Source organism: Halobaculum sp. D14 (assembly GCF_051195135.1).
Lineage (GTDB): Archaea > Halobacteriota > Halobacteria > Halobacteriales > Haloferacaceae > JBNTKA01.
Genome location: NZ_JBNTKA010000001.1, coordinates 204,443 through 222,693 on the forward strand (window position 1 = coordinate 204,443; position 18,251 = coordinate 222,693).

Sequence of the window (18,251 nt, forward strand, 5' to 3'; positions counted from 1 at the left end):
GGCGGCGGCGACGCCGACCCGTCGGCGGTTCAGACCAGGAACGCGGAGACGGCGACGGCGATGAACACGACCTTGAGCGCCGTGTTGACGGCGACGACCTTCGAGCCGAACTCGGGGCCCCAGATGCCGTACTGGAACGGGATGGAGCGCTTGAACGTCGACACCGCGAACGAGACGATGCCGCCGATGAGCATCGTCGCGACGGCCTGCTTCGGTGTGAGCGCGTCGCCGACGAGCGGCGCGACCGTCGCGGCGCCGGCGGTGGTGTCGAACGCGAACACGACGATGACCGGGAGCGCGGCGGCGGGCAGCCCCGCGACTTCGGCGAGCGGCCCCGCGGCGGCCGACAGCGCCCGCAGGTCCACGTTCGCGACGAGCAGCGTCACCAGCGTGTAGACGACCGCGAGCCGCGGAACGATGCGCGTCAGCTTCCCCCACGTCGACGCCGCGGCGTCGCGGACGCGCTCCCGCGTCGTCTCCGGGCCGTCCGCGTCCGCTTCGACGTCGCCGTCTGCCGCGTCGTCGGCTCCCGAACCGGCCGCCGAGTCGTCGGCTGCTGCCGCGTCGGCACCCGCTGCGTCGCCGTCGGCGGCGTGCTCCGGTGAGAGCAGCACCGCGCCGGCGACGACGCCGGTGAGCGTGATGGCGAGCGCGATGGCGGCGCGGGCGCCGACGTACATGACGCCGACGCGCGCGCCGAGAATCGGGATGAGCACCGGGACGTAGTAGGTGAAGACGTGCTGGACGAACCCGAAGAACGTGTTGATAGTGACGGCGACGAGCGTCGCCGCGTCCGACAGCCGGCCGTCCTCGCGGAACTCCGCGAGCATCCCGTAGCCGGCCGTCGTCGACGCCGCGGTCGTCAGAATCGCGGTGCCGACCTCGTCCGGCAGGTTCGCCGGGCCCGTGAGGTAGCGCGACAGCACCGCGACGCGCTCGACGACGCCGAACGACACCGCGAGGTTCGCGAGGAACACGCCGACGGCGATGAACACCGCGATGCGGGCGACGCGCTCCAGCGCGTCCGCGACGACCGGCACCAGGTCGACGGCGATAGCAGCGACGTCCACGAGTAGTGGTTGGCCCGTCGGATTAAGGCGGTTTCGCGTCGCGGACGCGGCGCGGAGCGGCAACGGTTATCATCTGTGAGAGAATCGACTCGTGAACTTATTAGCGGTGTGTCACACCCGGAGAGCATGACCGCCAACTACTGCTCCTCGTGCGGTGAACAACTCCGCGGCGGTGAAACGTTCTGTCCGGGATGCGGCGTCGACCTCGGTGCTCCAGCCTCAGCGCCGGATTCTGTCCAGGTTGAGCAGGGAAACGCTCCAAACCAGAACGGCCGCTCACCGGTCGCGTACGGGATGTCGCTCGCGATGCTCGTCGGAGCTGGGCTGTTCTACATGGACGGCGTGAAATTCATGAACAGTGCGGCGCGGTACCAGCTCGATCTGTTTCACGCGCTCGGAATCCCGGTGTTCGTCACCGGTCTCGCGTCTATCGTCCTGATCTACGGCCACCTCTACCAGAAAATGTGGGGATGGCGGCTCACGTACTTCCTGTACGGCGGCTACCTGCCGCTCCGGGTCGGAACGATACTCTACGCTGGCTGGTTCGGTGCGCGGAGCGTCTACACGATTCCGGCGATGCTGCTGTCGCTGGTGGTCGTCATCGGCCTCAACGAGTATCGGGACGTGTACGCGTAACGGTCAGGAGTCGGCGTCGCCTTTATCGCGGTCGGGTCGAATCGCGGAGGTATGCGTTCGGGCCGCACCGAGACGACGCGGCTGCACCGGGTGGTGCGGCCGGCGCTGTCGGGGCTCACGGTCGGCGCCGTGGCGCCGCCAGCCGCGCTGTTCGCCGCCGCGCTCGCGGCGGGGCCGGCCGTCGCGGTCCGCGTCGGCGTCGCCGCCGCGGCCGGGGTCGCGCTGCACGCCGCCTTCAGGGCCGCGTACGTCGACGACGGCGCGCTCCGCTCGGGCGACGACCCGATCCGCGACGCCGCGCTCGGCGGCGGCGGTGCGTTCGTCGCCGGCGCGCTCCCGGTGGCCCCGTTCGTCCACCCGGACACGACCGTCGCGTTCGTCGGGGCGCTGCTGCTGGTCGCGGCCGTCCTCGGCGCCGTGACGTGGCTCCGGGTGCGGTACGCCGACGCGGACGCGCTCGAAGCCGCCGTCCGGGTCGCGCTCGGCGGCGCCGTCGCCGTCGCGGTCGGCGCCGTCGTCGGCGGACTCTGAACCGAGGCCGTCGCCGGCGGGTCCGAGCCGAGCCCCGGGGTCGCCGCTGCGGCGCCGTCTGGAGCGTCGCTGCGCCGGCTGCGGCACATCGGCCGCGTCGCCGGCGGATGGACAAGAATTTATGTCGCGGTGGCGAACCTGAGCGATACCATGACTAAGAAATCCAAGGCGAAGAAGAAGCGCCTGGCGAAGCTGGAGCGGCAGAACAGCCGCGTCCCGGCCTGGGTGATGATGAAGACCGACATGGAAGTCACGCAGAACCCGAAGCGCCGCCACTGGCGCCGGAGCAACACGGACGAGTAAATGAGCGCAAACGACTTCGAAGAGCGGGTCGTCACCGTCCCGCTCCGCGACGCGAAGCAGGCGCCGAAGCAGGAGCGCGGCGACCGCGCGATGGCGCTCATCCGCGAGCACCTCGCCACGCACTTCTCCGTCGACGAGGACGAGGTGCGGCTGGACCCGGCGGTCAACGAGACCGTCTGGGAACGCGGGCGGTCGAACCCGCCGAGCAAGGTCCGACTGCGCGCCGCGCGCTTCGACGAGGACGGCGAGGTCGTCGTCGAAGCAGAGCCGGCGTAACGTCTAAACTGTGCTCCGGGCTTCTTTCGGCGGGTCGTCGTACGTCGGCGTCTACGCACACGTCTCCAGTGACTGCCTCGTCGTCCGCCCCGACGCCGAGGACGACCTCGTCGAGTCGCTCGGCGAGGAGCTCGGCGTCGACCCCGTCGAGACCACGGTCGCCGGCTCGGGAACCGTCGGGGCGCTCACCGTCGGCAACGAGAACGGCGTCGTCGTCTCCCGGCAGGCGACCGACCGCGAACTGGACGCCATCCGCGAGGCGACCGGCTGCGACGTCGCGCGGCTCCCCGGGAAACTGAACGCCGCCGGCAACGTCGTGCTCGCGAACGACTACGGCGCCTGGGTCCACCCGGACATGGCGGACGGCGCCGTCGACGTCGTCGCCGACACCCTCGACGTCCCGGTTGAGCGCGGGTCGCTCGGCGACGTCAACACGGTCGGCACCGCCGCCGTCGCGAACAACACGGGCGTGCTGTGTCACCCGCAGAGCCGCGAGGCCGAACTCGAGGCGCTCGAAGACCACCTCGACGTGTACGCCGACCTCGGCACCGTGAACTACGGCGCGCCGCTCGTCGGCTCCGGGCTGCTCGCGAACGACGACGGCTACGTCGTCGGCAAGGACACCACCGGGCCGGAACTCGGCCGCATCGAGGACACCCTCGGCTTCCTCGACTGATCGGCGCCCGCTTTTCCGCCGCGCCCGCTCTGATAGCCGAGTCGGAAGGTACTTCCCGCTTCCACGTCCAGTTCGGGCACATGAGTCAGTTCACCGTGAGCGGCGAGTTCCAGACCCGCGACGGCCAGCGACCCTTCACGCGCACCGTGGAGGCGGAGAACGAGGACGTCGCGCGGGAGCACACGTTCTCGCGGTTCGGCGCGGAACACAACCTGAAGCGCACCGAAATCACCATCGAGGAGGTGTCCGCAGAATGAGCCTCGGTGGCGGCGGTCAGGGCCAGCAGCAGCTGCAGCAGCTCTCGCAGGAACTGCAGGCGGTCGAGGGCGAAATCGAGGAGCTCGAAGCGGACATCGCGGACCTCCGCGACGAGCAGCGCGCCATCGACGACGCCATCGAGGCGCTCGGCGAACTCGAAACCGGCTCGACGATGCAGGTGCCGCTCGGCGGCGGCGCGTACGTCCGAGCCGAAGTGCAGGACATCGACGAAATCATCGTGTCGCTCGGCGCCGACTACGCGGCCGAGCAGGACGAGGACGACGCCGTCGAGGCGCTCGAACGCAAGCAGGACGCGCTCGACGAGCGCATCGAGGAACGGCAGTCCGAAAAGCGCGACCTGGAGGCCGAGGCGTCCGAGCTGGAGCAGCAGGCCCAGCAGATGCAACAGCAGATGCAGCAGCAGCAGATGCAGCAGATGCAGCAGATGAGCGAGGAAGGCGGGGACGAGTAGCGGCGATGTTCGACGGCCTGAAGGACAAGCTCTCCTCGTTCCGCGAGGACGCCGCCGAGGAGGTCGACGAGAAGGCCGAGGAGGCCGCGGCTGACGCGGAGGCCGAGCCGGAGGCGGCGACGGACGCGGCGGCAGAGACGGAGACGGCCGAGACCGCCGAGGCCGCTGAGTCTGCCGAGTCTGCCGAGGAAGCCGAACCGGAGTCCGAATCCGGGTCCGGCCCGGGGCGGCTGAAGCGCGCGAAGGCGTTCGCGACCGGGAAGGTCATCATCGAGGAGGAGGACCTCGAAGACCCGCTGTGGAACCTCGAGATGGCGCTGCTCGAGTCCGACGTGGAGATGAGCGTCGCCGAGGAGATTCTCGACTCGGTGCGGACGAAGATGCTCGGCGAGACGCGCGCGCAGGTGCAGACCACCGACGAACTGGTGACGGAGGCGCTGCACGACGCGCTGCTCGACGTCATCAGCGTCGGCCAGTTCGACTTCGAAGAGCGGATCGCCGAGGCCGACAAGCCGGTCACGATCGTGTTCACCGGCGTGAACGGCGTCGGGAAGACGACGACCATCGCGAAGCTCTCGGAGTGGCTCGACGAGCGCGGCTACTCGTCGGTGCTGGCGAACGGCGACACGTACCGCGCCGGCGCGAACGAGCAGATACGGGAGCACGCCGACCGGCTCGACCGGAAACTCATCGCGCACGAGCAGGGCGGCGACCCGGCGGCCGTCATCTACGACGGCGTCGAGTACGCCGAGGCGAACGACATCGACGTCGTGCTCGGCGACACCGCGGGCCGGCTGCACACCAGCAACGACCTGATGGCGCAACTGGAGAAGATCGACCGCGTCGTCGACCCGGACATGACGCTGTTCGTCGACGAGGCGGTCGCCGGGCAGGACGCGGTGCAGCGCGCGACGCAGTTCGACGACGCCGCCGAAATCGACGGCGCGGTGCTGACGAAGGCGGACGCCGACTCCTCCGGCGGCGCCGCCATCTCCATCGCGTACGTCACCGGGAAGCCGATTCTGTTCCTCGGCACCGGCCAGGGGTACGACGACATCGAGCTGTTCGACCCGGAGGCGCTGGTCGACGAACTCGTCGGCGCCGAGTAGGCCGCGTCGGCCGTCCATCGCTGGTCCGTCACCGGTCCGTCGCCGGTCCGTCGCCGACTCGTCGGCCACTTTCACCGCGCTTCCGTCTCCTTTATCGGTGCCCGTCACCCACTCCCGGCAGAGATGCCGGGCAATCCGAAGGGCGACCGCCGGGAGCGCGAACTCGTCAACAGGCTCCACGACGCCGGGTTCGCGGTGATGCGCGCGCCGGCCAGCGGCTCGTCGACGGACCGGGAGCTCCCGGACGTGCTCGCCGGCGACGGCACCGTGTTCTACGCCGTCGAGGCCAAGTCGTCCTCGGGCGACCCGATTTACCTCCGCGGCGAGGAGGTCGAAGCGCTCATCTACTTCTCGCAGAACTTCGGCGCCGCCCCGAAAATCGGCGTCCGGTTCGACCGCGAGGACTGGTACTTCTTCCACCCCGCGGACCTCCACGTCACCGACGGCGGGAACTACCGCGTGAAAAAGGAGACCGCGGTCGACGCGGGCGACACCATCGACGACCTGCTCGCCGCCGGCGACGACGCCGCCTCCGACCGGAGCGTCGCGGAAGTCCTGAACGCCGTCGAACAGGGCGTCCTCACGAGCGACGAGGCCGCGGAGATGCTGGAGTGAGCCGCTGAACCGGCGGGCGTCGGTCAATCAGATGCCGATGACCGCGACGGACGGCGCGTCGCCGTCGCGGAGGCGTCGGAGCCGGGACGCCGGGAAGCCGTAGCGGCGGCGGCCGGCGACCGAGACGTAGTCGGGGGCGTCGCCGCCGGCGTCGTCGGTGTCGTCGGTGCCGTCGACCGATTCGAGGTAGACGGCGTCGACGACCGGCTCGTGGCGGCCGTAGTCGCGGTTCGTGTCGTAGTCGGCGACGAGGCGGCCCTCGGCGGTTTCGCGGGCGTCGGCGCGGTCGGTCGTCACGTCGGTGACGACGAGCAGACTCCCGGTTTCGCGGTCGCGGACGACGTCGCCGCGGCGGGGGCGGTGCCGGTCACAGAGGTGGCTGTCAGCGTCGCTGTCGGCGGCGACCGGGACGAACACGTCGTCGCCGCAGACGGCGCAGGCGCCGCGGCGCTGCCCGGGCGGCGCGACGGCGCCGGCTTCGATTTCGAGGGCGACGCGGCGCAGGTGTTTACAGCGCGCGCCGCGGACGACGTGGTCGGGGCAGCTGCAGCGGCCGGCGTCGAAGTCGACGTCGTAGCGGCCGCTGTCGGTGTCGACGAGGTACGCGTCGCCGCGGAGCGCCCGGACCGTCATCGGTTCGGTCCGCGCTCGGCCGGCGCGGCCGGTGTGGTCGCCGCCGGGGAGCGTCTGACGGGCGGTCGACGCGGCTGTGGATTCGGAGTGCGTCATTCCCGTTCACTGTCCGTACGCGCTGCACGGGCCTAAACCCTCGTTTCGGGTGGAAATCCATCGAAACCGGAACCGCAGAGAGCGGCGAGAGCGGGGTGTGAAACGCCGGGTCTCGGTTCGGCGGGGGCGGCGCTGCACCGGAAGCGGGAGCGTCGCGCGGCTTCGAAGCCCTTTTGGCGGGTCCACGGGTAGCGAACCCCATGGATATCGACGCGGAGATGCGCCGGAAAATCGCGGTTTCCACCGGCGCCGTCGCCGTCTTCATCGCCCTCCTCGTCGCCGTCGGGTCGACGTACACCACGAACCACAACCTCGAACTCGTCGGCGCGTACTACATCGTCGGCATCCTCGCGCTGTTCGTGGTCCTGATGGGCGCTGCCGGCATGTACCTCGACTGGCGCTGAGCAGAGCGCCGACACGAGTCTCGAACCGACCGCCGCGACTGTCCTCCGCCGCGTTCTCCGACGCTCAGTCGCCGGCAGCGTCGCCGCCCGCCGCTGACTCTGCGTCCACGTCCGCGTTCACATTCCGGTCCCCGTCTGGACTCGCGTCTCCATCCGCCTCGGTTTCGGCGTCGCTGCTATCGCCGCCGCCTGCACCGTCGCTGTTTCTGTCGTCGCCGCCGTCGTCGTCGCTGTCGCGGTTTCGCCAGTCGGTGACGTCGTCGGCTTCGGCGAGGCGGCGGGCGTAGTAGCGCAGCGGGTGCGGGGCGACGCTGCGGTGGTTGTCCTCGTTCTCGCAGAGCCCGTAGGCTTCGAGCGTCCGGCAGGAGGGCGGCGGGTACTGCGCGCCGGACTCGTCGCGGAGGTACGCGAAACTGGTGTCGACGTCGTCCGGGTCGACGCCGCCCTCGCAGAGCGCGACGGCTTCGTCGGCGTCGAGGTTGAGGCCGGCGAGGAACGCGAACAGCGAGAAGCGGGCCTGCGGGTCGAGGTCGTCGCCGGCGCGGGCGCGGTCGAGGAGCCGCGAGACGCACGGCGGGAACAGGTCGGGGGCGACGACGTCGAAGTCGGCGGCGGCGGTGCGGTCGGCGAGCAGGTCGCGGAGGTCGGAGAGTTCGGCTTCGAGCTCGTCGGCGATTTCGTCGGCGACGCCGTCGAACGGGAGGCCGTCGGCGACGCGGTCCTGGACGGCTTCGCGGAGCAGCCGGTACAGTTCGCTGCGCTCGACGCGGACCTCGCCGCCGGCGAGTTCGCGGTTCACGAGCCGCCAGTCGTCGCCCCACTCCGGGTCGACGTACGCGAGGTAGTCGCCGACGGCGAGCCGGAGCCACGTCCCTTCGGCCTGCCCCGGTTTCGGCTCTTCGGCGCGGACGGCGCCGAGCAGGTCGAACTCGGCGAGCAGCGCGTCGAAGTCGACGCGGCCCTGTTCGCGCCGGCCGCGGTCGCGGTCGCGGCTGAGGTCGTCGGTGAACCGGGCGTGTGCGGTGCGCGCCTCCGCTTCGGCGTACTTCTCGATGGCGGCCGGCGAGTCCAGAAGCGACACCAGGATGCGCGCAATCGGGTACGACAGCAGTTCTTCGCGCGTGTCCCACTCGTGGCTGTCTTCGGGTTCGGTGGTGCCTTCGACGAGCGCGCGTTCGACCCGCTCCCGGCCGCGCGCCACCGCGGGCGCGCCGTCCGCGACCAGCGAGGCGAGGTCCACGCCGGACTGGCGGACCGCCTCGCGGGCGTTCGCGAAGAACGGATACCGGGCGTACAGCGGGTCCATCTGTGTCCTCGTACGAGAGCGCCCGAGGTTAAGCGCGACGATTGGGACGGTCCCGGGCGGACAGCTCGGCCGCGGCCTCGCCCTCCCCAGCCGACGCCGGCGCGCCCTCGCTGCCGCTCGGGTGCGCCGCCGTCCCTCGCGCGCTCCCGGCCGCGACGGAGCGCGGCCGCCGCGCGCCACCGCCGGTCTCCTTGAGGTCGGCACCGGCCGGGTCAGGTCGGGTCAGGTCAGGTCGGGCCGGGTCGGCGAGGATATACGGCGCCGCGGACGAACGGTCGGGCATGGACAAGCAGTCGCTCCGCGAGCGCATCTGGGACGACCTGGAGGCGTCCGGGGAGGCCCGGTTCCCGTTCCCGCCGCACGGCAGAATCCCGAACTTCGCCGGCGCCGACGCGGCGTGCGACCGGCTCGCGGCGACCGACGAGTGGGCGGACGCCGCGGTGCTGAAGTGCAACCCCGACGCGCCGCAGTTGCCGGTTCGGCGGGCCGCGCTCCGCGCCGGGAAGACCGTCTACGTCGCGGTGCCGCGGCTCCGCGAGGAGCACCCGTTTCTGCGGCTCGCGCCCGACGAGGTCCCCGACGTCGACGACGCGACGACGGTGTCCGGCGCGTCGAAACACGGCGTCCCGGTCGGCCCCGACGAGGTGCCGGACGTCGACCTCGTCGTCTCCGGCAGCGTCGCCGTGACGCCCGACGGCGGCCGCGTCGGGAAGGGCGAGGGGTTCGCGGACCTGGAGTTCGCGGTGCTGTCGGAACTCGGCGCCGTCGGCGACTGGACAACCGTCGCGTCGACGGTGCACGAGCGGCAGGTCGTCGACGCCGATGCCGACGTCGACGCCGCCGGCGACGTCGAACTGGACAGCCACGACGTCCCGCTCGACCTGATCTGTACGCCGGAGCGGACGATTCGGCCGGACTCGGCGGCGAAACCGCCGCGCCCCGGCGGCGTCGACTGGGACGCGCTCCCGGACGAGAAACTGGCCGAGATTCCGGTGTTGCAGCGGCTCCACCCGGGCGACGGCTGAGCGCCGCCGGACGAACCCGGTGAATCAGGGCGGAGGCCGGTGGGAGCCAGGTCGGGACCGGTGGGGGGCCGGGCCGGGCCGGGACGGCGAGAGCCGGGAGTGTTTTGGGTGCAGGCGAACAGGTGAGGCCGTGCGACTCGTCCAAGTGATGGTGCCGGCCGGCAAGCGCGAGTCCGTGCTGTCCGCGCTCGACGAGGAGGGCATCGACTACGTGCTCTCCGACGAGACGAGCGGCCGGGACTACATCGCCGTCGTGTCGTTTCCGCTGCCGACAGAGGCGGTGGAGCCGGTGCTCGAACGGCTCCGCGAGGCCGGGCTGGAGCGGGACGCCTACACGGTGGTTCTCGACGCCGAAACCGTCGTTTCAAAGCGGTTCGAGCAGCTCGAAGAGCGGTACGCGGCCGACGAGGAGAGCCACGACCGCATCGCCCGCGAGGAGCTGGTGACGCGCGCCGAGGAGATGGCGCCGACGTGGGTGACGTTCGTCGTGATGACAGCCATCAGCGCCGTCGTCGCGACCGCGGGGTTGCTGCTCGACTCGCCGGCGGTCGTCGTCGGGTCGATGGTCATCGCGCCGCTCATCGGCCCGGCGATGGCGACGAGCGTCGGCACCGTCGTCGACGACCCGGAGCTGTTCCGGCGCGGCGTGAAACTCCAGGTCGTCGGCGGCCTGCTCGCCGTCGGCTCGGCGGCGCTGTTCGCGCTGGTGTTGCGGTACGGCCGCATCGTCCCGTTCAGCGCACAGGAGGTGTTCGCGATACAGGAGGTGCGCGAGCGGCTCGCGCCGGACGTGCTGTCGCTCCCCATCGCGCTCGGCGCCGGCGTCGCGGGCGCGCTGTCGCTGTCGTCGGGGGTCTCGTCGGCGCTGGTCGGCGTCATGATCGCCGCGGCGCTCGTCCCGCCGACCGCCGTCGTCGGCATCGGGCTGGCGTGGGGCGCGCCGCTGACCGTCGCCGGCGCCGCGCTGCTCGTCGTCGTGAACTTCCTCTCAATCAACTTCGCGGCGCTCGCCGTGCTGTGGTACCGCGGCTACCGCCCGGACAGCTTCTTCAAACTCGGGCAGGCGCGGACCGCGACGCTGAAACGAATCGCCGTCCTCGGCGTCGCCATCCTGCTCGCGACGACCGTCCTCGCCGGCGTCACCGTCGCCTCCTACCAGAGCGCGCAGTTCGAGGACGCCGCCCGCGACGAGGCCGTCGCGCTGACCGCCGACGAACTCACCGTCGTCGACGTCGACGTGGAGTACCGCGGCTTCCCGTTCAGGCAGCCGACGCACGTCACCGTGACGGTCGGCCACCCGCCCGGCGTCGACCCGCCGCGCATCGCGGACGAACTCGCCGCGCGGCTCCAGGACGACGCGAAGGCGCCGTTCGGAATCGGCGGCGACGCGACCGTCGGCGTCACCGTCAGGTACGTCACCATCGAATCCGCCGGCACCGCCGGCGCCAGCCCCGACACCGACGGTGCTGCCAGCGTCGCCGTCGACGCTGACGCCGCTGCCGATACCGCCGCCGCGGCCGCCGTGACTCAAACGGCTCCTAGCGTCTAAGGCAGCTTCAACCCCGGCCGTGACGTGGCTCCGGGTATGGCATCGAAACCATTCACTGCCCTCCTCGTGGCGGCCGTGGTCCTGCTCGCGGGCTGCTCGGGCGCCACGACGACCACGCCGGCCGCCGGGGCCGGCGCGAACGGCGCGGACAGCGCGACGAACAGCGTCACTGCGTCCGGAACCGCGACGGTGACCGCGTCGCCCGACACGGCGGTCATCACGGTCGCCGTCGAGGCGACAGCCGAAAACGCCTCGGCCGCCCGGTCGCAGGTCGCCGCGGACGCGAACGCGCTCCGCGAGGCGCTCGCCGACGCCGGCTACGAGGTCCACACCGTCGACTACCAGCTGTCGCCGCAGTACGACCACTCCGGCGACACCCGCGAACGCACCGGCTTCCGCGCGTACCACGTCTTCCAGTTCGAGACGACGCCCGACGACGCCGGCCACGCGGTCGACGTCGCCGTCGACAACGGCGCCAGCGCCGTCCAGAGCGTCCGGTTCACGCTGAGCGACGAGAAGCGCGCCGAACTCCGCAGCGAGGCGCTCGCCGCCGCCGTCGGCGACGCCCGCGACGAGGCCGAGACGGTCGCCGGCGCCGCGAACCGCTCGGTCGGCACCGAGCTGTCGATGCAGGTCGGCTCCGCCGACTACTCGGCCTACGAGGTCCGGCTCACCGCCGACGCGGCCAGCGGCGGCACCTCCTTCGAACCCGGCCCGGTCACCGTCAGCGCGTCGGTGACCGTGACGTACGAACTGGAGTAGATCGGATGTCGATGAGGCGACATTGGAGTTAACATCGGCCCTCGACGGCCAATCTGAAATTACCCGAGTTCCCATACCAACGCAGCAATCGAACGGGAGGTAACGATGTGTGATCAAGTCAGCCTGCAAGCCGAAATATTCTGCACTTTGGTAGTTCTAACACAATCTGTTATTCGTTTTGTTGCTCGAATCGCAAGTCAGCAACTGATCTATTGTTTATAAACTAGCTACTTATTCAGGGTTATTTGGTTTCCCTGCGGTTCTTGGTTAACTGCCCCGACAGTCTTATTGAAGAAGTAACAGGAATTATTAATTAGATATTTATATAATCTCTGTCTTAGATAAATTAGGATGAATTATAGAAGATTTATACGAAGAAGGACCGTACTGAGCGCACTTGGAACTGGAGTCGGCACCGTTGGTTCAATATATCGGCTTGTTTCTGCGGAGGCTTCCACCTCCATTCCACATGAGGACCAGTTCCGCAAGACGCTAGAGACGAAGTATGGGCCGGAGGGAGCTAGTGTTGCCGTCGACATTATGAAGCAGATATACCCGAAGAAGGAGAGCGGCAAACTCTCACAGAACGAGTTCCACAGTGAGGTAACCCGTCAGTATTTGGATAGGGAGGCGACAGAACAGATTGCCTTGGAGGTTCTGGCAACCGACTTGAAGATCGGTGCTGAAAACACAGCGCTCAAAGAAGTCGACTCATCAGAACTTCCCGAGGTCAATGAGGTTACAACAGCGGAAACAGGGACGCAGACTGCTGTGGGGCCGGCTACAGTTACTACCGACGAAATCCCCTTGGGGTACTCAACGACCAGTGAATCCACCGGTGGTACTGGACAGACGAGCGTTAATGTGGTCAAGAAGTGCTTCGGTTACACGAGTTGTGCTGAGGCGCCTTCCATTGTTGATCCACAGCCTGACGAGATGAATTTGGAAGCTGCTGTTGGCCTCTATGGAAACGCAACGGCGTCAATTGAGTTCGCTAACAGAAACTGGAGCCCCGACAGTAACGGTGAGTACGAGTTTACTATCCGGTACTACCGTCAGGGCAAGGTGACTGCCGGCACTGCCGAGTTTGAGGTGACGCTTGCCAAACCAGATGGTGTCACTGAGTCATCATCGGTCGAGACTGTCAATGCAGGCACCGTGCAAGGAGTGTACACACAAGATGTGAGGTTCCCCGATCTCGACAGTAGCAAGAACTACGATGTCGGGTTCAAGTCCACAGTAATGGCGACTACTGCCGGCGGTGGGGGGTTTGCTGACTTCCGTACGACTCGCGACTTTGATCGGTATGCCGAGCCTCGGTCGAAAGAACCACTGTTTGACCAACCCGCTATCGAGGTTCAGAAGGTATAGACAACATCCGACAAGACTACGGAGCCTCTCTTACGCGTCTGATTGCTAGTGTCTGTACTCTTCATCCGTATCTGAACACTGCCACTCTCCCAGCCGGAAGAAGTATGTATTGTAAAAACTAAGAACATTTATGAGAAATAAAGGGGGCGATACTGAGACTTTCGTTAACCAGATCGCCCGGGTGGGTGGTCTCGCTGTAGTAATGTTCCTCGGAGCAGTGGCGTTGATACCGATACTTGATCCTCTCGTGCCGGACTTCGGGGAAGGAGCGGTCGGAGATTTCGCAACGATTGTGTTCACTTTCGTGGTGTTATTCGTCCCAGCGTTCGGTGTCCTGACCATCTATTACTACCGTAAATCCGTGGCTGAGTAGCGAAGGTATTGCCGTGTCTACTGGCCCCTCTCGGTCACGTGTCCGAGAGAATCCAGTATGAGAGAGTGACCAGCAGAACCGTCTCCCGTGTTTGCACGATTTAGGTCGACTAGGACTCACTGGAGTCGTAACTCGAATAGCTGATTCCGGTGCTCACCCGCCGTTCATTCGACCCCTTCTGCTACTAAGCGACCGTCGACCCTCTCAGTTCTCGCGGCTCGGCAGGTCCGGTTCGAAGCCGACGGCTTCGACGGCCATGTCGAGCACCTCGTCGACGTTCTCGTCGTTCGTCACCGACATGTACGCGTCGGCCTCGACGTCGCGTGAGCGGTCGCTCTTGTTGCACACCACGAGCACCGGGGCGTCGAAGACGCGTTCGACCTCCGAGAGCAGGCCGAGCTGGGCGTCGAGCGGGTAGCCGCAGTCGCCGGAGGCGTCGACGACGAACACGACGGCGTCCGCGAGGTGCGTGAGCGCCGAGACGGCCTGCTGTTCGATGTCGTTGCGCTCGTCCGCCGGCCGGTCGAGCAGCCCCGGCGTGTCGATGATCTGGTAGCGGACGTGGTCGCGCTCGAAGTGGCCGATCTGGACCGCCTTCGTCGTGAACGGGTACGAGGCGATGTCGTTGGAGGCGCGCGTGACGGCGTTGACGAACGACGACTTCCCGACGTTCGGGTAGCCGGCGACGACGATTGCCGGCTCGTCGGGCCGGATGTCAGGCAGCCCCTTCAGCGCGTCGCGCGCCTCGCCGACGCGGAGCAGGTCGTCTTCGATTTCGTCCATGATGTCCGCCATCCGGGCGAACGCCTGCTTGCGGTGCTTCCGGGCGGTGTCCGGGTCCGCCGTCCGAATCTTCGAGGCGTACTCGGAGCGCAGCTCCGCGATCTGCCGTGACGCCCAGTTCACCTCCGAGAGCGCCTGCCGGAGCTCGTCGACGTCGACGATGGCGTCCGCGAGTTCGTAGTAGAACGGCTCGACGTCGTAGTCGAAGTCCGGCCAGTCGTTGGAGACGTTCTCGAGGTTGTCCGAGAGGATGTTGGCGGCGGTCCGCAGCATCGACTCCTGGGCCTCCCGGCCGCCTTTGGCTCGGCCGGCGCGGGCGGCCCGCGAGAACGCCTTGTCGAGGAGCTCCTCGGAGCGCGGCGTCGTGGGGAGATTTTCGAAACGCATGATGTGGTCAGTTGGCCGTCTCTTGTCGCGCGCGGCGTATAAGCGCGTCCGTTCGTCTATCCCGGGTTTCGCCTCGTCTCGGGGGCACGCAGCGCGGCTACGTCGCCGGCGCGGTCGGCGTGCCGTGACCGATGCAGTCGCCGGTGCGGTCCGTGTACCGCCGCCGCCGGCACGGTCGGCGACGCCCGCGCGCGAGCAGCGACTGGTGGCTGAAAACTGCGGCAGGGAGCCGGGTTGTCGGAGAACAGCAGGTTTATCAGTCGTTCGGGGAGAATCTAGTACGAGATTATCCCTTCAGGAGGTCAATGGTGACGGAACATACACAACCGGAGGTGAACATCGGACTCGTCGGTCACGTCGACCACGGGAAGACGACGCTGGTACAGGCGTTGTCCGGGTCGTGGACCGACCAGCACAGCGAGGAGATGAAACGCGGCATCTCCATCAGGCTGGGCTACGCGGACGCGACGCTGCGTCGCTGCCCCGACTGTGACGAGCCCGAGTGTTTCACGGTCGCAGAGACGTGCCCCGAGCACGACGTCGAGACGGAGGTCCTGCGGACCGTCTCGTTCGTCGACGCGCCGGGCCACGAGACGCTGATGGCGACGATGCTGTCGGGGGCGTCCATCATGGACGGCGCCGTCCTCGTGATTTCGGCCGCCGAGGAGGTGCCGCAGGCGCAGACGGAAGAGCACCTGATGGCGCTCGACATCATCGGCATCGACAACATCGTCATCGCGCAGAACAAGATCGACCTCGTCGACGCCGAGCGCGCCCGCGAGAACTACCAGGAAATCGAGGAGTTCGTCGAGGGCACGGTCGCCGAGGACGCGCCCATCGTCCCGATCAGCGCCCAGCAGGAGATCAACACGGACCTGCTCATCTCGGCGCTCGAAGACCGCATCCCGACGCCCGAACGCGACGAGACGCTGCCCTCGCAGATGTACGTCGCGCGGTCGTTCGACATCAACCGTCCCGGCACGACGGCCGACGACCTGCTCGGCGGCGTGCTCGGCGGGTCGCTCGTCCAGGGGACGCTGGAGGAAGACGACGAACTGGTGCTTCGGCCGGGCCGCGAAGTCGAAGAGGGCGGCCAGTCCGAGTACCGCGACATCGAGACGTCGGTGCGGTCGCTGCAGGCCGGCGGCGAGCCGGTCGAGGAGGCGACGCCCGGCGGCCTGCTCGGCGTCGGCACCGGCCTCGACCCGAGCCTGACGAAAGGCGACGCGCTCGCCGGCCAGGTCGCCGGCGAACCGGGGACGCTGCCGCCGACGCGCGACCAGTTCGAGATGAGCGTCGAGCTGCTCGACCGCGTCGTCGGCGAAGGCGCCGTCGACGAGATTTCGACAGGCGAGCCGCTGATGCTCACCGTCGGCACCGCGACCACCGTCGGCGCCGTGACGAGCGCGCGCGACGGCGAATGCGAAGTGTCGCTGAAGCGCCCCGTCTGCGCCGAGGAGGGCGCGAAGATCGCGATCAACCGACGGATGGGCGCCCGCTGGCGACTCATCGGCGTCGGGACGCTGGAGTGAGGCGATGACGACGACGGCGCTGCTCGACGCGAACGCGCTGATGCTGCCGGTCGAAGGCGGCGTCCGCGTGTTCGACGAACTCGACCGGCTGCTCACGGTGTACGAGCCGGTGACGGCGCAGGCCGTCGTCGACGAACTGGAGAAACTGGCGGCGGAATCCGGCGGCGAGGAGGCGACGGCGGCCTCGGTCGGCCGCGACCTCGCGGACCGGTGCCGCGTCGTCGAGGCGGAGGCGGAGTACGCTGACGACGCCGTCGTCGAACTCGCGTCCGGCGACTTCGACGGCTACGTCGTCACGAACGACAAGCCCCTTCGGGACCGGCTGCTCGCGCGGAACGTACGCGTAATCGGTTTAAGGGGCGCGAACACACTGGCGGTAACAGAACCATAACGATGTACAAACGGGTACGACTCAAGGACACGGTCGAGGTGCCGCCGGAGCACCTGGCGGACGTCAGCCGCGACCGGGTCCGCAAGCTCCTACAGGACAAACTCGAAGGGCGAATGGACGAGGACGTCGGCAGCGTAGTCAGCGTCATCGAAGTAACCGACATCGGCGAGGGCGCCGTGCTGCCCTCCCGGCCCGGCGTCTACTACGAGGCGGAGTTCGACGCCATCACGTTCGACCCGAAGATGCAGGAAGTCGTCGACGGGAACGTGGTGGAGGTCGTCGAGTTCGGCGCGTTCGTCGGCATCGGCCCGGTCGACGGGCTGCTGCACGTCTCGCAGATTTCGGACGAATACCTCGCGTACGACGGCGAGAACCAGCAGCTCGCGTCGACCGAGTCGAACCAGACGCTCGGCGTCGAAGACCCGGTCCGGGTGCGCGTCGTCACGAAGAGCATCGACGAGCGCAACCCCCGCGACTCCAAGATCGGGCTCACCGCGAAACAGCCCGGGCTCGGCAAGCACGGCTGGCTCGAAGACGAGGCCGCAAAGCGCGACGAAGCGACCGCGGAGGGGAACTGAATGGCCGAAGACCGGCTCGCCTGCCGCGAGTGCCACTACGTGAACGACCCGAACGCGCAGACCTGCGAGAACTGCGGCTCCTCGTCGCTGACGGAGGACTGGGCCGGGTACGTCATCATCACACACCCCGAGCAGTCCGAGATCGCGCCGGAGATGAACGTCTCCGAGCCGGGCAGCTACGCGCTGAAAGTCCGGTAACGGAATGCTGACGCTTCCCGAGGCGCTTCGGTCGGCGTTCAAAGAGCCGCTCGGCGCCGTCTACACCGACGCCGAGCCGTTGCTCCGGGACGCCGGCGACCCCGTCGTCGCCGTCGGCGACGTCGTCACCTACCACCTCCGCGTCGCCGGCCGCGACCCGGACGTCGCCGTCATCGACGGGAAGACGAAACGCGAAGCGGTCAGCACCGAAATCGCGGCGGTGCTCGACGGCGACGACCCTCGCATCGAAGTGGAGAACCCGCCGGCGACCATCTCAGAGGCGATGCTCGACGCGCTCCGGGACGCTCTCGACCGCGACGAGCCAGTCGTCGTCTACGTCGACGGCGAGGAGGACCTCGCGACGCTCCCCGCCATCGTCGCCGCGCCCGACGGCGCGAGCGTCGTGTACGGTCAGCCGGACGAAGGAATGGTGCTGGTCGACGTCGACGCCGAGGCGCGCGCGGAGGCCCGGAGCCTGCTCCGCCGCATGGATGGCGACGCCGAGGCGGCGCTCGCACGGCTCTGAGCCGCCCTTCGAAATCCTTTTCCCGCTATCAACCGGATTCTCCGGCAACTGAACCATGGACATCGACATCATCTCCGAAGAGGAGAACCCCATGCTGCACCGGACTGACGTCCGGTTCGAAGTGACGCACGACGAAGCCACCCCTGCGCGCCTGCAGGTCCGCGACTCGCTGGCCGCGAAACTCGACAAGGGCGCCGACGAGGTCGTCGTCCACGAACTCGACACGAAGTTCGGGATGCGGAAGACCGTCGGCTACGCCAAAGTGTACGAGTCGGCCGACCACGCGGCGGACGTCGAACAGGAGTACATGCTCGAACGGAACGCCATCGGCGCCGAGGAAGACGTCGAAGCCGAAGAGGCGTAACTCCCGCACCGTCCCCGACCTGAACCG

General features: G+C 68.3%; 25 protein-coding genes. 21 read left to right on the forward strand and 4 right to left on the reverse strand.

Features of this window, described 5'->3' with window-relative positions:
• Positions 1–29: 29 nt before the first annotated feature.
• Positions 30–1,070: a nucleoside recognition protein gene (locus ACQUST_RS00930; protein WP_435123958.1), complete on the reverse strand. Its 1,041-nt coding sequence runs from the start codon at positions 1,068–1,070 to the stop codon at positions 30–32.
• A gap of 126 nt (positions 1,071–1,196) precedes the next feature.
• Between ACQUST_RS00930 and ACQUST_RS00935 the strand changes: the two genes are divergently transcribed.
• From ACQUST_RS00935 to hjc, 9 genes are all read left to right on the forward strand, one after another.
• Positions 1,197–1,706, forward strand: a complete 510-nt coding sequence (locus ACQUST_RS00935; RefSeq protein WP_435123959.1) for a zinc-ribbon domain-containing protein — start codon at positions 1,197–1,199, stop codon at positions 1,704–1,706.
• Positions 1,707–1,757: 51 nt separating this feature from the next.
• Complete coding sequence (locus ACQUST_RS00940; RefSeq protein WP_435123961.1) at positions 1,758–2,237, forward strand: VIT1/CCC1 transporter family protein; 480 nt, start codon at positions 1,758–1,760, stop codon at positions 2,235–2,237.
• Between the two features lie 150 nt (positions 2,238–2,387).
• Positions 2,388–2,540, forward strand: a complete 153-nt coding sequence (locus ACQUST_RS00945; protein ID WP_435123963.1) for a 50S ribosomal protein L39e — start codon at positions 2,388–2,390, stop codon at positions 2,538–2,540.
• A complete protein-coding gene (locus ACQUST_RS00950) occupies positions 2,541–2,816 on the forward strand; it encodes a 50S ribosomal protein L31e (protein ID WP_435123965.1) in 276 nt (91 codons plus the stop codon). It abuts the gene before it with no gap.
• A gap of 10 nt (positions 2,817–2,826) precedes the next feature.
• Positions 2,827–3,492, forward strand: coding sequence for a translation initiation factor IF-6 (locus tag ACQUST_RS00955; RefSeq protein WP_435123967.1), 666 nt, complete (start codon positions 2,827–2,829; stop codon positions 3,490–3,492).
• A gap of 80 nt (positions 3,493–3,572) precedes the next feature.
• Positions 3,573–3,749 (forward strand): 50S ribosomal protein L18Ae, encoded by a 177-nt coding sequence (gene rpl18a, locus ACQUST_RS00960; RefSeq protein ID WP_435123969.1) that lies wholly within the window; start codon positions 3,573–3,575, stop codon positions 3,747–3,749.
• The gene (gene pfdA / locus ACQUST_RS00965) at positions 3,746–4,222 is read left to right on the forward strand and encodes a prefoldin subunit alpha (RefSeq protein ID WP_435123970.1); all 477 of its coding nucleotides are present in this window, start codon (positions 3,746–3,748) and stop codon (positions 4,220–4,222) included. The genes rpl18a and pfdA overlap by 4 nt, the downstream gene beginning before the upstream one ends.
• A gap of 5 nt (positions 4,223–4,227) precedes the next feature.
• Entirely contained in the window at positions 4,228–5,331 is a 1,104-nt protein-coding gene (ftsY, locus tag ACQUST_RS00970) for a signal recognition particle-docking protein FtsY (RefSeq protein WP_435123972.1), read from the forward strand.
• Between the two features lie 123 nt (positions 5,332–5,454).
• Complete coding sequence (hjc, locus tag ACQUST_RS00975) at positions 5,455–5,946, forward strand: Holliday junction resolvase Hjc (RefSeq protein WP_435123973.1); 492 nt, start codon at positions 5,455–5,457, stop codon at positions 5,944–5,946.
• A 27-nt stretch (positions 5,947–5,973) separates the two neighbouring features.
• Here hjc and ACQUST_RS00980 read toward each other — a convergent pair whose 3' ends face one another.
• Positions 5,974–6,675: an SWIM zinc finger family protein gene (locus tag ACQUST_RS00980; RefSeq protein ID WP_435123974.1), complete on the reverse strand. Its 702-nt coding sequence runs from the start codon at positions 6,673–6,675 to the stop codon at positions 5,974–5,976.
• A 200-nt stretch (positions 6,676–6,875) separates the two neighbouring features.
• On the opposite strand from ACQUST_RS00980, the gene ACQUST_RS00985 reads away from it, so the two are divergent.
• On the forward strand, positions 6,876–7,079 hold the full coding sequence (locus ACQUST_RS00985; RefSeq protein ID WP_435123976.1) for a DUF7472 family protein: 204 nt from the start codon (positions 6,876–6,878) through the stop codon (positions 7,077–7,079).
• A gap of 64 nt (positions 7,080–7,143) precedes the next feature.
• Here the strand turns inward: ACQUST_RS00985 and ACQUST_RS00990 are convergent, their stop codons facing one another.
• The gene (locus ACQUST_RS00990; RefSeq protein WP_435123977.1) at positions 7,144–8,385 is read right to left on the reverse strand and encodes a DNA primase; all 1,242 of its coding nucleotides are present in this window, start codon (positions 8,383–8,385) and stop codon (positions 7,144–7,146) included.
• Between the two features lie 281 nt (positions 8,386–8,666).
• On the opposite strand from ACQUST_RS00990, the gene ACQUST_RS00995 reads away from it, so the two are divergent.
• From ACQUST_RS00995 to ACQUST_RS01015, 5 genes are all read left to right on the forward strand, one after another.
• The gene (locus ACQUST_RS00995; RefSeq protein WP_435123979.1) at positions 8,667–9,410 is read left to right on the forward strand and encodes a 5-formyltetrahydrofolate cyclo-ligase; all 744 of its coding nucleotides are present in this window, start codon (positions 8,667–8,669) and stop codon (positions 9,408–9,410) included.
• A gap of 130 nt (positions 9,411–9,540) precedes the next feature.
• Complete coding sequence (locus ACQUST_RS01000; RefSeq protein ID WP_435123981.1) at positions 9,541–10,959, forward strand: TIGR00341 family protein; 1,419 nt, start codon at positions 9,541–9,543, stop codon at positions 10,957–10,959.
• A 36-nt stretch (positions 10,960–10,995) separates the two neighbouring features.
• Entirely contained in the window at positions 10,996–11,721 is a 726-nt protein-coding gene (locus ACQUST_RS01005) for an SIMPL domain-containing protein (protein WP_435123982.1), read from the forward strand.
• 351 nt (positions 11,722–12,072) lie between these two features.
• Entirely contained in the window at positions 12,073–13,092 is a 1,020-nt protein-coding gene (locus tag ACQUST_RS01010) for a hypothetical protein (protein ID WP_435123983.1), read from the forward strand.
• Positions 13,093–13,222: 130 nt separating this feature from the next.
• Positions 13,223–13,465 (forward strand): hypothetical protein, encoded by a 243-nt coding sequence (locus ACQUST_RS01015; protein ID WP_435123985.1) that lies wholly within the window; start codon positions 13,223–13,225, stop codon positions 13,463–13,465.
• Between the two features lie 204 nt (positions 13,466–13,669).
• Here ACQUST_RS01015 and ACQUST_RS01020 read toward each other — a convergent pair whose 3' ends face one another.
• Positions 13,670–14,635, reverse strand: coding sequence for an NOG1 family protein (locus tag ACQUST_RS01020; protein WP_435123987.1), 966 nt, complete (start codon positions 14,633–14,635; stop codon positions 13,670–13,672).
• A gap of 305 nt (positions 14,636–14,940) precedes the next feature.
• Here ACQUST_RS01020 and ACQUST_RS01025 point away from each other — a divergent pair, with 305 nt between their 5' ends.
• From ACQUST_RS01025 to ACQUST_RS01050, 6 genes are read left to right on the forward strand one after another with little or no spacing between them, the layout of a single operon-like run.
• A complete protein-coding gene (locus tag ACQUST_RS01025; protein WP_435123989.1) occupies positions 14,941–16,167 on the forward strand; it encodes a translation initiation factor IF-2 subunit gamma in 1,227 nt (408 codons plus the stop codon).
• A gap of 4 nt (positions 16,168–16,171) precedes the next feature.
• On the forward strand, positions 16,172–16,558 hold the full coding sequence (locus tag ACQUST_RS01030; RefSeq protein ID WP_435123991.1) for a PIN domain-containing protein: 387 nt from the start codon (positions 16,172–16,174) through the stop codon (positions 16,556–16,558).
• Between the two features lie 2 nt (positions 16,559–16,560).
• Positions 16,561–17,136: a DNA-directed RNA polymerase gene (locus tag ACQUST_RS01035; RefSeq protein ID WP_435123993.1), complete on the forward strand. Its 576-nt coding sequence runs from the start codon at positions 16,561–16,563 to the stop codon at positions 17,134–17,136.
• Complete coding sequence (gene spt4 / locus ACQUST_RS01040) at positions 17,137–17,334, forward strand: transcription elongation factor subunit Spt4 (protein WP_435123995.1); 198 nt, start codon at positions 17,137–17,139, stop codon at positions 17,332–17,334.
• Between the two features lie 4 nt (positions 17,335–17,338).
• Complete coding sequence (locus ACQUST_RS01045) at positions 17,339–17,860, forward strand: GTP-dependent dephospho-CoA kinase family protein (protein WP_435123997.1); 522 nt, start codon at positions 17,339–17,341, stop codon at positions 17,858–17,860.
• Positions 17,861–17,915: 55 nt separating this feature from the next.
• Positions 17,916–18,224 (forward strand): 30S ribosomal protein S24e, encoded by a 309-nt coding sequence (locus tag ACQUST_RS01050; RefSeq protein WP_435123999.1) that lies wholly within the window; start codon positions 17,916–17,918, stop codon positions 18,222–18,224.
• Positions 18,225–18,251: the final 27 nt, after the last annotated feature.

Bases quoted from the DNA above. Each gene is read 5' to 3' on its own strand.
- ACQUST_RS00935 (WP_435123959.1), top strand. From the start codon at position 1,197: ATGACCGCCAACTACTGCTCCTCGTGCGGTGAACAACTCCGCGGCGGT.
- ACQUST_RS00940 (WP_435123961.1), top strand. From the start codon at position 1,758: ATGCGTTCGGGCCGCACCGAGACGACGCGGCTGCACCGGGTGGTGCGG.
- ACQUST_RS00945 (WP_435123963.1), top strand. From the start codon at position 2,388: ATGACTAAGAAATCCAAGGCGAAGAAGAAGCGCCTGGCGAAGCTGGAG.
- ACQUST_RS00950 (WP_435123965.1), top strand. From the start codon at position 2,541: ATGAGCGCAAACGACTTCGAAGAGCGGGTCGTCACCGTCCCGCTCCGC.
- rpl18a (WP_435123969.1), top strand. From the start codon at position 3,573: ATGAGTCAGTTCACCGTGAGCGGCGAGTTCCAGACCCGCGACGGCCAG.
- pfdA (WP_435123970.1), top strand. From the start codon at position 3,746: ATGAGCCTCGGTGGCGGCGGTCAGGGCCAGCAGCAGCTGCAGCAGCTC.
- ftsY (WP_435123972.1), top strand. From the start codon at position 4,228: ATGTTCGACGGCCTGAAGGACAAGCTCTCCTCGTTCCGCGAGGACGCC.
- hjc (WP_435123973.1), top strand. From the start codon at position 5,455: ATGCCGGGCAATCCGAAGGGCGACCGCCGGGAGCGCGAACTCGTCAAC.
- ACQUST_RS00980 (WP_435123974.1), bottom strand. From the start codon at position 6,675: ATGACGCACTCCGAATCCACAGCCGCGTCGACCGCCCGTCAGACGCTC.
- ACQUST_RS00985 (WP_435123976.1), top strand. From the start codon at position 6,876: ATGGATATCGACGCGGAGATGCGCCGGAAAATCGCGGTTTCCACCGGC.
- ACQUST_RS00990 (WP_435123977.1), bottom strand. From the start codon at position 8,385: ATGGACCCGCTGTACGCCCGGTATCCGTTCTTCGCGAACGCCCGCGAG.
- ACQUST_RS00995 (WP_435123979.1), top strand. From the start codon at position 8,667: ATGGACAAGCAGTCGCTCCGCGAGCGCATCTGGGACGACCTGGAGGCG.
- ACQUST_RS01005 (WP_435123982.1), top strand. From the start codon at position 10,996: ATGGCATCGAAACCATTCACTGCCCTCCTCGTGGCGGCCGTGGTCCTG.
- ACQUST_RS01010 (WP_435123983.1), top strand. From the start codon at position 12,073: ATGAATTATAGAAGATTTATACGAAGAAGGACCGTACTGAGCGCACTT.
- ACQUST_RS01015 (WP_435123985.1), top strand. From the start codon at position 13,223: ATGAGAAATAAAGGGGGCGATACTGAGACTTTCGTTAACCAGATCGCC.
- ACQUST_RS01020 (WP_435123987.1), bottom strand. From the start codon at position 14,635: ATGCGTTTCGAAAATCTCCCCACGACGCCGCGCTCCGAGGAGCTCCTC.
- ACQUST_RS01025 (WP_435123989.1), top strand. From the start codon at position 14,941: ATGGTGACGGAACATACACAACCGGAGGTGAACATCGGACTCGTCGGT.
- ACQUST_RS01030 (WP_435123991.1), top strand. From the start codon at position 16,172: ATGACGACGACGGCGCTGCTCGACGCGAACGCGCTGATGCTGCCGGTC.
- ACQUST_RS01035 (WP_435123993.1), top strand. From the start codon at position 16,561: ATGTACAAACGGGTACGACTCAAGGACACGGTCGAGGTGCCGCCGGAG.
- spt4 (WP_435123995.1), top strand. From the start codon at position 17,137: ATGGCCGAAGACCGGCTCGCCTGCCGCGAGTGCCACTACGTGAACGAC.
- ACQUST_RS01045 (WP_435123997.1), top strand. From the start codon at position 17,339: ATGCTGACGCTTCCCGAGGCGCTTCGGTCGGCGTTCAAAGAGCCGCTC.
- ACQUST_RS01050 (WP_435123999.1), top strand. From the start codon at position 17,916: ATGGACATCGACATCATCTCCGAAGAGGAGAACCCCATGCTGCACCGG.